This is a genomic window from Rhodococcus sp. IEGM 1307, assembly GCF_030056915.1.
GTDB lineage: Bacteria > Actinomycetota > Actinomycetes > Mycobacteriales > Mycobacteriaceae > Rhodococcus_F > Rhodococcus_F opacus_D.
This window is the reverse complement of the sequence record NZ_JASHKW010000022.1, coordinates 43,705-56,843: the sequence shown is the minus strand read 5'-3', so window position 1 is coordinate 56,843 and position 13,139 is coordinate 43,705. Positions and strand designations below refer to the sequence as shown.

Annotated in this window: 11 protein-coding genes; 3 read left to right on the top strand and 8 right to left on the bottom strand. The window is 67.1% G+C overall.

Annotated features, from left to right (window positions below):
• The first annotated feature begins 30 nt into the window (after nt 1–30).
• Nucleotides 31–1,347: a 3-phosphoshikimate 1-carboxyvinyltransferase gene (gene aroA, locus QM841_RS33280; RefSeq protein WP_283335219.1), complete on the top strand. Its 1,317-nt coding sequence runs from the start codon at nt 31–33 to the stop codon at nt 1,345–1,347.
• Complete coding sequence (gene rsgA, locus QM841_RS33275) at nt 1,293–2,333, top strand: ribosome small subunit-dependent GTPase A (protein WP_280781635.1); 1,041 nt, start codon at nt 1,293–1,295, stop codon at nt 2,331–2,333. The genes aroA and rsgA overlap by 55 nt, the downstream gene beginning before the upstream one ends.
• Nucleotides 2,334–2,375: 42 nt before the next feature.
• Here rsgA and QM841_RS33270 read toward each other — a convergent pair whose 3' ends face one another.
• The 6 genes from QM841_RS33270 to QM841_RS33245 all read right to left on the bottom strand — a co-directional run bounded on the left by QM841_RS33270 (nt 2,376) and on the right by QM841_RS33245 (nt 8,650).
• A complete protein-coding gene (locus QM841_RS33270; protein WP_105413163.1) occupies nt 2,376–3,614 on the bottom strand; it encodes a fatty acid desaturase family protein in 1,239 nt (412 codons plus the stop codon).
• 111 nt (nt 3,615–3,725) lie between these two features.
• Nucleotides 3,726–4,982 (bottom strand): fatty acid desaturase family protein, encoded by a 1,257-nt coding sequence (locus QM841_RS33265; protein WP_283335218.1) that lies wholly within the window; start codon nt 4,980–4,982, stop codon nt 3,726–3,728.
• A 62-nt stretch (nt 4,983–5,044) separates the two neighbouring features.
• On the bottom strand, nt 5,045–6,160 hold the full coding sequence (locus tag QM841_RS33260) for a ferredoxin reductase (protein ID WP_105413165.1): 1,116 nt from the start codon (nt 6,158–6,160) through the stop codon (nt 5,045–5,047).
• A gap of 91 nt (nt 6,161–6,251) precedes the next feature.
• Nucleotides 6,252–6,764 carry a DUF6912 family protein gene (locus QM841_RS33255; RefSeq protein ID WP_283335217.1) on the bottom strand — a complete coding sequence of 171 codons (513 nt, stop codon included), beginning with the start codon at nt 6,762–6,764 and terminating at the stop codon, nt 6,252–6,254.
• 30 nt (nt 6,765–6,794) lie between these two features.
• The gene (locus QM841_RS33250; RefSeq protein ID WP_280781633.1) at nt 6,795–8,219 is read right to left on the bottom strand and encodes a WS/DGAT/MGAT family O-acyltransferase; all 1,425 of its coding nucleotides are present in this window, start codon (nt 8,217–8,219) and stop codon (nt 6,795–6,797) included.
• The gene (locus QM841_RS33245; protein WP_037204691.1) at nt 8,213–8,650 is read right to left on the bottom strand and encodes an HAD-IA family hydrolase; all 438 of its coding nucleotides are present in this window, start codon (nt 8,648–8,650) and stop codon (nt 8,213–8,215) included. The genes QM841_RS33250 and QM841_RS33245 overlap by 7 nt, the downstream gene beginning before the upstream one ends.
• A 105-nt stretch (nt 8,651–8,755) precedes the next feature.
• Here QM841_RS33245 and QM841_RS33240 point away from each other — a divergent pair, with 105 nt between their 5' ends.
• Nucleotides 8,756–9,280 carry an Rv3235 family protein gene (locus QM841_RS33240; RefSeq protein ID WP_283335216.1) on the top strand — a complete coding sequence of 175 codons (525 nt, stop codon included), beginning with the start codon at nt 8,756–8,758 and terminating at the stop codon, nt 9,278–9,280.
• 13 nt (nt 9,281–9,293) lie between these two features.
• Here QM841_RS33240 and secA read toward each other — a convergent pair whose 3' ends face one another.
• The gene (gene secA / locus QM841_RS33235; protein ID WP_283335271.1) at nt 9,294–12,164 is read right to left on the bottom strand and encodes a preprotein translocase subunit SecA; all 2,871 of its coding nucleotides are present in this window, start codon (nt 12,162–12,164) and stop codon (nt 9,294–9,296) included.
• A 151-nt stretch (nt 12,165–12,315) separates the two neighbouring features.
• The gene (gene hpf, locus QM841_RS33230; protein ID WP_005259747.1) at nt 12,316–12,993 is read right to left on the bottom strand and encodes a ribosome hibernation-promoting factor, HPF/YfiA family; all 678 of its coding nucleotides are present in this window, start codon (nt 12,991–12,993) and stop codon (nt 12,316–12,318) included.
• Nucleotides 12,994–13,139: the final 146 nt, after the last annotated feature.

Here is a 13,139-nt window from a genome sequence, read left to right as displayed (position 1 = left end):
CCCGCCCGGCGACCCGCCCGATAGGCGAAGATGGAGACCGTGAGCCTGAGCCTGTGGAACGCCCCCCGTGCCGAAGCGCCCGTCGTCGCGACGGTCGCCCTTCCCGGATCGAAGTCGATCACCAATCGCGCGCTGATCCTCGCCGCACTCGCGGACGGTCCGTCCACCCTCACCGGGGCACTGCGCAGCCGGGACACCGACCTCATGATCGATGCCCTCCGCACGCTCGGCATCAGCATCGAGACGGTCGATGCCGACACGACGCTGCGGGTCACCCCCGCACAGCTCCAGGGTGGTGCGGTCGACTGCGGCCTGGCCGGGACCGTCATGCGGTTCCTTCCTCCGGTCGCGGCGCTCGCGAGCGGAACGGTTCACTTCGACGGGGACGAGCAGGCGCGGACCCGGCCCCTCGACACGATCCTCGACGCGCTGCGCGGTCTCGGCGCGGACATCGACGGCGACTCCCTCCCGTTCACGGTCCGCGGTGCGGGCTCGCTGCGCGGTGGGCGGGTCACCATCGACGCGTCCGGCTCGTCACAGTTCGTCTCCGGGCTGCTGCTGTCGGCGGCCGCGTTCGACGAGGGCGTCACCGTGCATCACGACGGCAAGACGGTCCCGTCCATGCCGCACATCGACATGACGGTCGAGATGCTGCGCAAGTCGGGCGTCGAGGTCACGACCCCGGCGACGGGCGGGGAGGCCGACACGTGGCGGGTGAGCCCCGGCGTCGTCCGGGCCGTCGACCGGGCGATCGAACCCGACCTGTCCAATGCCACCGCCTTCCTGGCCGCCGCCGCCGTCACCGGCGGCGAGGTGACCGTTCCCCTGTGGCCGAGCAGGACGACGCAACCCGGCGACGCGATCCGGGAGATCCTCCTGGCGATGGGCGCGGACGTCCGGCTGGACGGCGCGGACCTCACCGTCCGCGGTCCGCAGCAGCTGACCGGCATCGACATCGACTTGCACGACGTGGGCGAACTCACCCCGACCGTCGCGGCGCTCGCCGCACTCGCGGACGGTCCGTCGCACCTGCGGGGCATCGCGCACCTGCGCGGCCACGAGACCGACCGGCTGGCCGCACTCGCACACGAGATCAACTCGCTGGGCGGAAACGTCACCGAGACCGAGGACGGCCTCACGATCGTCCCGGCAGCCCTGCACGGTGGAACGTGGCGCTCCTACGCCGACCATCGGATGGCGACCGCGGGCGCCATCGTCGGACTGCGGGTCGACGGCATCCAGATCGAGGACGTCGGCACCACCGCCAAGACCCTGCCCGGCTTCGAGAACCTGTGGGCCACAATGCTGTCCGCAGCCGCGGGCACCGAGCGGAAGGCGAGCTTCTGAGTCGCAGGCAGTACGACGAGTCCGACGTCCGGGTGCGCCCGGGCCGAGGAACGCGCCCGCGCACGAAGACCCGGCCGGAGCACCTCGCCGCGGAGTCGGCGATGGTCGTCTCGGTCGACCGCGGCCGGTGGGGTTGCGTGCTGGGCGGCGACCCCGAGCGTCCCCTCGTCACCATGCGCGCCCGGGAACTGGGTCGCACGCCCATCGTGGTGGGCGACGAGGTGAGCGTCGTCGGTGACCTGTCCGGCAAGCCCGACACCCTGGCGCGGATCGTGCGGGTCGCCGAACGCTCCACGGTGCTGCGACGCACCGCCGACGACACCGATCCGTACGAGCGGATCGTCGTGGCCAACGCCCAGCAGCTGCTGATCGTCGTGGCGCTCGCAGACCCGCCGCCACGGACGGGATTCGTCGAACGTGCCCTCGTCGCCGCGTACGCGGGCGGGCTGAGTCCCATCGTGTGCCTGACGAAGAGCGATCTCGAGCCGCCCGAGGAGTTCGCGAGCGCGTTCGCCGACCTCGACGTTCCCGTCGTGGTGGCCGGTCGCGACGATCCGGTCGACGAGGTGCTGTCGATGCTGTCGGGCCGGCTCACCGCGCTGATCGGCCATTCGGGGGTCGGGAAGTCGACTCTCGTCAACCGCCTCGTGCCCGACGCCGATCGGGCCGTGGGCGTGGTCTCGGGCGTCGGCAAGGGCAGGCACACGTCCACGCAATCGGTCGCACTGCCGCTTCCGACGGGCGGCTGGGCGATCGACACTCCCGGCATCCGGTCGTTCGGACTGGCCCACATCTCCCCGGAGAACGTGGTGGCCGCGTTTTCCGATCTGGCCGCGGCCATCGAGGACTGCCCGAGAGGGTGTACCCACCTCGGCCCGCCCGCGGACCCGGAATGCGCGCTCGACCAGCTGGAGGGCAAGGCCGCCAAACGCGTCGACGCGGTCCGTCACCTCCTCACGGCCATCGCGTCCAACGAAGCCTGGTGAGGGACGAACCGCGTCTGTAGCGGAACTTTCCAGCGGAACTTTCTAGCGGGACAGCAGCGCGCGGAGACCGCGGCGCTTGCGGGTGCGCTTGATCGCGGTACTCAGCCCCTGACGGCGGCCGGTCACGGGATCGATTGTCGCCGTGGTGTTTCCACCGAACTTGCGCTCCGATGCCGTCTCCGGTGCGTCGTCCGCGGTCGCCTTGAGATACTTGTTCGGCAGCGACAGCTTGGCGATGGTGCGCCACGACTTCCCGTACTGCACGAGGAAGGGGCCGGTCGTGTACGGCAGGTCGTACTTGTCGCACAGTTCCCGCACCCGCACAGCGATCTCCGCGTAGCGGTTGCTCGGCAGGTCGGGGAACAGGTGGTGCTCGATCTGGTAGCTGAGGTTGCCGGACATGAAGTCCATCAGCTTGCCGCCCTCGATGTTCGCGCTACCGAGCATCTGCCGCAGGTACCACTGGGGCTGCGTTTCCTTGTCGATGTCCGCCTTGGTGAACTTCTCGGCGCCGTCCGGGAAGTGCCCGCAGAAGATGATCGCGTTGGTCCACACGTTGCGGATCATGTTCGCGGCGATGTTGGCGGTGAGCGTGCTCTTCCACGCGGGACCCGTGACCGCGGGGTGGATGACGTAGTCCTTGAGGATCTGCTTGCCGACCTTCTCGCCGACCTCGCGGAGCTTGCGCTGGGTCTCCTCGCTCGGCACGCGCCCCTTGGCGACCTTGCCGAGTTCGAGATGCTGCGCCGCGATTCCGTACTCGAAGAACAGCGCGAGCAGCGTGTTGTACAGGAGATTGCCGGTGTTGAACGGCTTCCACCGCTGGTCGCGCGTGACGCGCAGCAGTCCGTATCCCACGTCGTCGTCCATGCCGAGGACGTTGGTGTACTTGTGGTGAATGTAGTTGTGCGTCTGCTTCCAGTGAGCGGACGGACCCGTCACGTCCCACTCCCACGAGGTGGAGTGGATCTCGGGATCGTTCATCCAGTCCCACTGGCCGTGCATCACGTTGTGGCCGAGTTCCATGTTCTCGATGATCTTCGACAGCGAAAGCATGGCCGTGCCCGCCAGCCAAGCGGGACGCCGCTTGCTCGCGAAGAGAACGGCTCGGCCACCGATTTCGAGGGAACGCTGCAGTCTGATCGTGTTTCGCACGTACCGCGCGTCACGCTCCCCGCGGGACTCTTCGATATCGCGCCGGATCGCATCGAGCTCGCGTCCGAGCGACTCGATGTCGGCTTCGGTGAGATGTGCGTATTCCTTGACGTCTGCAATCGCCATGGGGGACCTCCTCCTGGCTGGGTCGACAGTTCACACCCGTGGGCGCTGACTCGACCTACCGTACCGTAAGTTACGACACCGTAGGTTACCTGAGTGTAGGTGTGAGTGAAATCACCGTCGGCGTCGCGGAATCCTGGCCTCCGCGCGGGCGCGCAACGCCGACAGCAGACCCCGCCGCTGCCCCGTGACGGGATCCGTACGCAACGTCTCGACCATGGCGGCACCCGCATCACGGGCGTCACGGAACTTGCGTTCGGAGGACGTCTCCGGGGCGTCGTCCGCCGTCGCCCGCAGGAACCGGTCGGGCAGCGCGAGTTTGTGGATCGTGCGCAGAGCCAGCAGGTACTGCTTGGCGAGCGAACCCGTAGTGTACGGCAGGTCGTACTTCTCGCACAGCGCCCGGACCTTCACCGCGATCTCCGGGTACCGGTTGCTCGGCAGGTCCGGGAACAGGTGATGCTCGATCTGGTAGCTGAGGTTCCCGCTCATGAAACCCATGACCTTGCCGGAATCGAAATTCGCGCTGCCGAGCATCTGCCGGAGATACCACTCGTGCCGGGTCTCGTTCTCGTATTCGTCCACCGTGAACTTCTCGGCACCGTCCGGGAAGTGCCCGCAGAAGATCACCACATAGGCCCACAGATTCCGCACGAGATTGGCGGTGGCATTGGCCGTGAGCGTCGACTTCCACGCCGGCCCCGCGAGCACCGGGAACAGGAGGAAGTCCTTGCCGACCTGGCGGAAGATCTTGCGACCGAAATCCTTGTTGGCCTGGGAATTGAGCTGCCCCTTCTCCGCACCCTCGAGCTCGGCAGCGAACGTGAGGTCGTGGAGCGCAATCCCCCACTCGAACGTGGCGGCCAGGATGATGTTGGCGAAGGGCTGCAGCAGATTGATCGGCCGCCACTCCTCGTCGCGGGTCATCCTGAGGATGCCGAACCCCACATCGGAATCCATTCCCACGATGTTGGTGAACGTGTGGTGGGAGTAGTTGTGCGCCCGCTTCCAATGCTCCGAGGGGCCCGTCTGATCCCACTCCCACGACATGGAGTGGATCTCCGGATCGTTCATCCAGTCCCACTGGCCGTGCATCACGTTGTGGCCGAGTTCCATGTTCTCGATGATCTTCGAGAGGGACAGCATCGCGGTGCCCGCGAGCCACGCCGGGCGGTAGCGGCTTCCGAACAACGCAAGCCGGCCACCGAGCTCCAACAGCCGTTGCGCCCTGATGGCCCGGCGGATGTAGCGGGCGTCGCGAACGCCCCGCGAATCCTCCACGTCGAGCCGGATCGCATCCAACTCACGCCCGAGCGATTCGATGTCCGCTTCGGTCAGATGCGCGAACTCTTTGATGTCGGTGATCGCCACCGTGCTCCTCCGTCTGGTGAGAGTCCGAGAATAGCGGAGTCAGGTGAACAACACGCTCACGCTTACGCGTCGAGCGTGCAGTCCCCTGCCGCCGCGGAGATACAGGTCTGGACTCGGTCACCTTCGGCGTGCTGCTTGCCCGACCTCAGGTCGATGGCATGCCCAGCGAGAATCGGCACGACACAGGTCTGGCAGATACCCATCCGGCAGCCGAACGGCATCAGTGCCCCGACCTTCTCACCGGCCTCGAGGAGAGTGGTCGCACCGTCGATCGACACGGTCTTGTCGGCCTTGGCGAACGTCACGGTCCCGCCCTCGCCGGACGTGTCCGCGCGGGAGACGGCGAACCGCTCGAGGTGCAACTTGTTCTCGATGCCCTCGTCGCGCCACAGCGTCTCGATCTCGTCGAGCATCGGCAGCGGGCCGCAGGCCCACGTCTGCCGTTCACGCCAGTCCGGGCACACCTCGTCGAGCGAGGACAACGCGAACTTGCCCTGACTGCGGGTGAGCTGGATCTTGCACCGGAAGTCGTCGTGCTCCTCGTGGAGCTGGGTGAGCTCGTCGGCGAACATCACGTCGGCGTCGGTGGGCGCCGAGTGGACGTGGAAGACGTCGGGAAGCTGACCGCGCCGGTTCATCGTGCGCAGCATCGCCATCACGGGCGTGATGCCACTGCCCGCGGTGAGGAACAGGATCCGCTCCGGCGGCGGGTCGGGCAGCGCGAAGTTGCCCGTGGGGGTCGCGAGCCGCACGATCGTCCCCGAGGGCACACCGTTGACGAGGTGACTCGACAGGAATCCCTCGGGCATCGCCTTGACGGCGATGGAGATGAGCTTGTCGTCCCAGTTCGGCGGCGAGGTGAGCGAGTACGAGCGCCAGTGCCAGCGTCCGTCGATGTGCAGACCGATCCCGATGTACTGGCCGGGCTCGTAGTCGAAATCGAATCCCCAGCCCGGCTTGATGACGATCGTGGCCGAGTCCGCGGTCTCCGCGCGCACCTCCACGATCTGTCCACGCAGTTCGCGAGCCGACCACAGCGGGTTGGCCAGGTGCAGGTAGTCGTCGGGCAGCAACGGCGTCGTGAGCCGTGCCGCCGCGCCACGCAACCAATTGAGCTTGGACCGCTTGGCGGGCACGACCGCTGCTGCGGGCGCCTCGATCCAATCCTTCAGACCCATCCGACCTCCACCTTTTCCGTCATGACCTACGCTACCGTAGGTTATCAAGTTACGGTACCGTAGGTTACCCCAAGGTAAGAGGACGTACCGGTCAGAGTAGTTCGAGCAGGAACGGAAGCTCCTGAGTGGCGTACCACGCCAGCACATGATCCTCCGCGTCACCGAGAACGAACTCTGCGTCGGGGTCCCCGAGATCCGCCTCGTCGATCGCCGACACGGCCCGCTCGATGTCCGGCTCCGCCTCCGCCAGATCCACGTGCACGGACGCGACCGTGCCGATCGTCACCGGACCGGGCAACCGGACCACGGCGTCGTCGAGGTCCGGCCGCGGCGTCACGTCGTCCACGTCCGCGGCGACCACGGCGCGACGGAACCGAACCCCGTCGCTCCCGCTCTCCCCCACCCGGCCCGCGATCAGTCGCAGCGAGGCCCGGGCGGCCTCGGCCATCGCGACCTCGGCCAGTTCCTCGTCGTCGCCCGACGAGTACGCCTCGCGGAGCGTGGGGGTGACGGCGAACGCGGTACGGCTCATCGGATCGAACTCCCGGTCGGTGAGGAGCCGCTGGAGGATCTCGATCGTCGCGGGAACGTATACCCTCGTCATGCGGCACCCGTCATTCGCACCGCGGACTTCTCACCGGCTGGCATCCAACAACTCCTCGAGAGATTCGTACAGCAGCGCCGCCACCACGTCCACGTCGGCCATGGCGTCACGGTCTGCATTCAAACCGTAGTAGACGTTGCCGTCGTAGGACGTCAGGCCGATGCTCAAAGTCTGGTTTTTCAGCAGCGGCGACACCGGATACATCTCGAGCATCCGCGCTCCCCCGACGTACAGCGGCAGCTGCGGACCCGGCGCGTTGGTGATCATCAGATTGAACATTCGCTGCGAGAAACTGCTCGCGACACGGGCACTCATCGCGTGCAGCGTGGCCGGCGCGAATCCCGACAAACGCACCAGGGTCTCCGCGGTGACCCGCTGACTCTGCTTCGCGTGCGCCTCCATCGCATGCGCCACGTGCGACAGCCGCACCACGGCATTCGGTTCCCCGACCGGCAGGTCGATGAGGAACGACGACACCATGCTCCGCGGATCCGCCCACTCGTCGCGGCGTGACGCCTCGTCGTCGGCCTCGGGATCCGTCGCGTACACGGACATCGGGACCATGGCCCGGACCGTGGTCGACTCGGCCACCGGCTCGCCGCGGGAGAGCAGCCAGTACCGCATCGCACCCGACACGACCGCGAGGATGACGTCGTTGACCTCACACCCGTACTGCGCGCGGATCTTCCGGTAGTCACCCAGTTCGGTCTTGACCACCGCGAAGCGCCGATTGCGGGAAATGGTCGCGTTCAGCGGACTCGCCGGCGCCACCTGCGTGGCGGTGCGCACGACGGCGGCCACCTTGCCGACGGCGCGCACTGTCTCGCCGAGCGCAGACGCCATGTCACCCAACGTCATCCGCAGCGCCGCCAGCCCTTCGCCCGGCCGCGCCACCATCTCCGCCAGCGCCCCGGCGATGAGGGTGGACTCACTGGGGGCGGGGCTCGGCATCCACAGTTCCTCGGCCATGGGCCGCCGGGTCTTCGCCGGGTCCAGGATCACCTGGCCGATCTCGAGCGCCGTCTCGCCGTCGACCAGCGAGGAATGGGACTTCGTGAAGATGGCGAAGCGATTGTTCGACAACCCCTCCACCAGGTACATCTCCCACAGCGGTCGCGTGTTGTCGAGCGGCCGCGACGTGAGCCGCGCGACCAGATCGTGCAACTGGGCATCCGATCCCGGCTTCGGCAGCGCCGACCGCCGGACGTGGTACTCGATGTCGAAGTCCTGGTCGTCCACCCACACCGGCCGCGACAGTCCCAGCGCCACCTCCCGCACCTTCTGCCGGTAGCGGGGCACCAGGCTCAGCCGTTCTTCGACGAGGCTCAGTAATTCCTCGTAGGACAACCCGTTTCGCGGCTTGCGGAAGATCGCGAGCGACCCCACGTGCATCGGCGTGCTGCTCGCCTCGAGAAAGTAGAACGACGCGTCCTGCGTAGTCAGTCTCGTCACCATGTCGGCGCCTGTCCCCCTTGCATCCCGTCTCGATCGACCTCGAGAAGTATCGCTATCTCGTCCGCGGTGGCGCCGCCGTCGACGTGGTGGATACCCACCATCCCGACGGCCACCGCACCCCGGACATTGACCGACAGGTCGTCGACGAAGATACAGTCCCCCGGGGCCAGACCGAGCGCGTCGGCCGTCAGCCGGTAGATCCGCGGATCAGGTTTGGCGACACCGACATCCCCGGACAGCACGACCTGATCGACCAGCCGGCCGTCACCGAGTTCCCGCAGCCACTGCGCGCCGGGACCACCGGGATCGTTACTGAGGATCGCGGTACGCACCCCACGAGTCCGGGCACCGGCGAGGACGGACGACAGGCCGTCCATGTCCGAACCGGGACCCGCGAGAACTCCTCCGAAGTCCAATATCAATCCCCGCACGTCCCCACCCTAGGGTCCGCTCACCGGTTCGGCGACACGACGACGGGATCCGTGCGAGTATGACCGCTACGACGGCCGTCTCATGCCGAAACCGGGGGGTAAGAAATGAGTGAGTCCTACACGTTCCTGTCACGGGTGCCGCGCTTCGAGCCGGCCGCCGGTGACGTCCCCGCACCACCTCTGCCGGGGCGTTCGGCGGTGCCGTCGGGCGGGCGGCACGCGGCCGGGCGCGGCAGGCACCGCTCGTCGCCCCACTCGGGGGCGTCGCCACGCACCGCCGCGACGCAGCCGGGAACTCTGCCTCTTCCGTCGCCGGACGTCCAGCGATTCACCGAGCAGGCGTTCCGGCTGGTCCTCGAAGTGCTGGATCGGCGCCGCAACGTGCGGCAACTGCGGCCGCTGGTGACGCCGTCGCTCGTCGACGTCGTGCGCACCCTCGCGCTGTCGGAGTCGCGTGCCCGGCGACTCGGTGTCGCGACGCTCGTCCGCGTACACCTGCGCGCGGTGGAGCCGTGCGCGTTCGAGGCCTTCGGCACCTACGGCCGGGGACCGCGGATCTTCGTGATCGCAGCCCGTGTCGAACAACAGTCCGACACGGGCTGGACCGTCACCTCGCTGGTGATCGGCTGATCGACTCCCGCGGTCAGCGCTTGCGCTTGGTCCGCGGGGCCTTCTTGCCCTTCGACTGCGACCGCGCGGCCTCCCGCCGCTGACGACGGGTTCCGGCGTCGGCGGCATCGTCCGACTCGGCCGCTCCGCGGCGGCTGAGCTGCGCGTTGCCGTCCTCGGCAGGCCCGGAGTAGGTGAGCCCGCGGGGCTCGCCGTCGTCCAGCCCCTTCGCGCGGAGGGCGGACGGCGCCGCTGTGCCCTGCGCCTGCTGCGCCGCCTCCTGGGTCGGCAGTGGCCGCGGCGCGGCCGGAGCGGGCGAGGCCGACGCCGTCGCCGCTGCGGAAGCCGCGGTGACGCTGACGCCCGGGGCCTGCGCCGCCTGCGGGGCGGCCGCCTCGACCTGAAGGTTGAACAGGAATCCGACCGACTCCTCCTTCAGACCCTCGAGCATGCCGCCGAACATGTCGAAGCCTTCGCGCTGGTACTCGACGAGCGGATCACGCTGGGCCATCGCCCGCAGGCCGATGCCTTCCTTGAGGTAGTCCATCTCGTAGAGGTGCTCGCGCCACTTGCGGTCGAGCACGCTCAGCAGGACCCGTCGCTCCAGTTCGCGCATCGATCCCTCGCCGGCGACACCGTCGATCTCGGCCTCGCGCCGGGCGTAGGCGTCGTGTGCGTCCTTCAGCAGGGTCTCGCGCAGCTCGTCGGCGGTGATGTCGTTGGTCTCACCGTCGTCGCTGTCGCCGACCAGTTCCTTGTAGTCGACGCCGACCGGGTACAGCGTCTTGAGGGCCGTCCACAGTTGTTCGAGATCCCAGTCCTCGACGTATCCCTCGGCGGTGGCGCCGTCGACGTAGGCGGTGACCACGTCGGTGATCATCTTCTCGACCTGGCCCTCCATGTCCTTGCCCTCGAGGATCTGGCGGCGCTCGTTGTAGATGACGGTGCGCTGCTGGTTCATCACCTCGTCGTACTTGAGGACGTTCTTGCGGATCTCGAAGTTCTGCTGCTCGACCTGCGTCTGAGCGCTCTTGATGGCCTTCGAGACCATCTTCGCCTCGATGGGAACGTCGTCGGGCAGGTTGAGCCGGGTCATGATCGACTCGAGCGCCGCGCCGTTGAACCGTCGCATCAACTCGTCGCCGAGCGACAGGTAGAACCGCGACTCACCCGGATCGCCCTGACGGCCGGACCGGCCGCGCAACTGGTTGTCGATACGCCGGGACTCGTGCCGCTCGGTGCCGAGGACATAGAGTCCGCCCGCCTCACGAACCTTGTCCGCGTCGGCCTTGACCTCGGCCTTGACCTGGTCGAGGACGTCGTCCCACGCCGCCTCGTAGTCGTCGGGCGTGTGGACGGGGTCGAGCCCCTGCTTGCGGAGCGCGATGTCCGCGATGATGTCGGGGTTGCCGCCCAGCACGACGTCGGTACCGCGACCGGCCATGTTGGTCGCCACGGTGACGGCGCCCGACCTGCCGGCCTCGGCGATGATCTGGGCTTCCTGCTCGTGGAACTTCGCGTTCAGCACATTGTGCGCCACGCCGCGCTTGGTGAACTGCTTCGACAGGTACTCGGACCGCTCGACGCTGGTGGTACCGATCAGAACGGGCTGGCCCTTCTCGTGGCGCTCCACCACGTCGTCGACGACGGCGTCGAACTTGGCTTCCTCGGTCTTGTAGATCAGATCGCCGTTGTCGACGCGGACCATCGGCCGGTTGGTGGGAATCGGGATGACGCCGAGGTTGTAGATCTGGTGCAGCTCGGCAGCCTCGGTCTCGGCCGTACCCGTCATGCCCGACAGCTTGTCGTAGAGACGGAAGTAGTTCTGGAGTGTGATCGTGGCGAGGGTCTGGTTCTCGGCCTTGATCTCGACCTTCTCCTTGGCCTCGATCGCCTGGTGCATGCCCTCGTTGTACCGGCGGCCGACGAGGACGCGGCCGGTGAACTCGTCGACGATGATCACTTCGCCGTCGCGGACGATGTAGTCCTTGTCCTTGGTGTAGAGCTCCTTGGCCTTGATGGCGTTGTTCAGGTAGCTCACGAGCGGCGAGTTGGCGGCCTCGTACAGGTTGTCGATGCCGAGCTGGTCCTCGACGAGCTCGACGCCGGCCTCGTGGACGCCGATGGTGCGCTTGCGGATGTCGACCTCGTAGTGCACGTCACGCTTGAGCAGCGGCGCGATGCGCGCGAATTCCGCGTACCACTTGCTCGAGGCGTCGGCGGGGCCGGAGATGATGAGGGGGGTCCGGGCCTCGTCGATGAGGATGGAGTCGACCTCGTCGACGACGGCGAAGCTGTGACCGCGCTGGACGAGATCGTCCAGGGAGTGCGTCATGTTGTCGCGCAGGTAGTCGAACCCGAACTCGTTGTTGGTGCCGTATGTGATGTCGGCCGCATAGGCTGCGCGACGCTCGGCGGGCGACATGCCGGACAGGATCACGCTGGTGTCGAGGCCGAGGAAGCGGTGGACACGGCCCATCCACTCGGAGTCGCGCTTGGCGAGGTAGTCGTTGACCGTGACGACGTGCACGCCGTCTCCGGCGATCGCATTGAGGTACGCGGGCAACACGCAGGTCAGGGTCTTGCCCTCACCCGTCTTCATCTCGGCGATGTTGCCGAAGTGGAGGGCGGCGCCGCCCATGATCTGCACGTGGAAGTGCCGCTGGTCAATGACCCGCCAGGACGCCTCGCGGGCGACCGCGAACGCCTCGGGCAGCAGCTCGTCGAGCGTCTCGCCGTCGCGGTAGCGGGCGCGGAACTCCTCGGTCTTCGCGCGGAGTTGCTCGTCGGTCAGGTCTTCGACCTCGGGCGACAGCGAGGAAACGTGGTCGGCGATGTGCTTGAGCCGCTTGACCATGCGACCTTCACCAACACGGAGCAGCTTCGATAGCGACAGCGACGGCACAGTCTTGTTCGTCCTCAATCTTCGGCAGTGGATGGGTGACACACAAAATCCGGCCGGAGGTCCGAGAACCCCGGCCGGATTCCATGGTAGGCGCTTCCGCGATCGGACGAGTAGACCGACCGCTCGGATCGTCAGGCGGAACGGGAGTACATCACGCCAGACGGATCAATCCGTAGTCGAACGCGTGCCGCCGGTAGACGACGGTCGCCTTGTCCGACTCCTTGTCGTGGAACAGGAAGAAATCGTGTCCTACCAGCTCCATCTCGTACAAAGCATCGTCGACGGTCATCGGCGTGGCCTTGTGTTCCTTGGTACGCACGACATGACCCGGTGTGTGCTCGTCCGGCATCTGACCGTCCAGGGAGATGTCGGGACTGATGCCGAGACTGTCGTCCTCGGCGAGTGCGGCGGTGGCCTCCGCCACCGACACCGGGGTCTTTTCCCCGTAGTGGACCTTTTTGCGGTCCTTGGTGCGGCGGAGCCTGCTCTCGAGCTTGGCGGTCACCGACTCGAATGCTGCATAGAAGCTGTCGGCGCATGCCTCGGCTCGGGCTACCGGCCCCTTGCCTCGGGCAGTGATCTCGACGCGCTGGCAGTTTTTCCTCTGGCGTCGATTGGGTTCGTGGTGAAGTTCGACATCGAACAGAAATATGGAGGGATCGAAGCGCTCGAGGCGCGACAGCTTCTCGGAGACGTACACGCGGAAGTGGTCGGGTACCTCGACGTTGCGTCCCTTGACGACGATCTCGGCGTTGGGGGTATCCGTCTTCTCTTGTGCATCCGTTGTGCGGTCGTCGACGAAAACCGAGGCTTGCGAAGGGGTCGTCACTCGTACCTCCCGATTACGGCCCCGCCCCTTGATGGGCGGCGGCGAGTTTGAGCAATGCCGGAAGGGGGTCCGCCCGGCACCAGGTTCGAAGTTCCACCTCCTACCTGTGTTTTCGGGTGTGTCCGCGACGCTAGTACGTAACGCGC

What these genes read in the sequence shown, in the direction of transcription:
- aroA (WP_283335219.1), top strand. Translation starts at nt 31, where the DNA reads ATGGAGACCGTGAGCCTGAGCCTGTGGAACGCCCCCCGTGCCGAAGCG.
- QM841_RS33270 (WP_105413163.1), bottom strand. Translation starts at nt 3,614, where the DNA reads ATGGCGATTGCAGACGTCAAGGAATACGCACATCTCACCGAAGCCGAC.
- QM841_RS33260 (WP_105413165.1), bottom strand. Translation starts at nt 6,160, where the DNA reads ATGGGTCTGAAGGATTGGATCGAGGCGCCCGCAGCAGCGGTCGTGCCC.
- QM841_RS33255 (WP_283335217.1), bottom strand. Translation starts at nt 6,764, where the DNA reads ATGACGAGGGTATACGTTCCCGCGACGATCGAGATCCTCCAGCGGCTC.
- QM841_RS33250 (WP_280781633.1), bottom strand. Translation starts at nt 8,219, where the DNA reads ATGGTGACGAGACTGACTACGCAGGACGCGTCGTTCTACTTTCTCGAG.
- QM841_RS33240 (WP_283335216.1), top strand. Translation starts at nt 8,756, where the DNA reads ATGAGTGAGTCCTACACGTTCCTGTCACGGGTGCCGCGCTTCGAGCCG.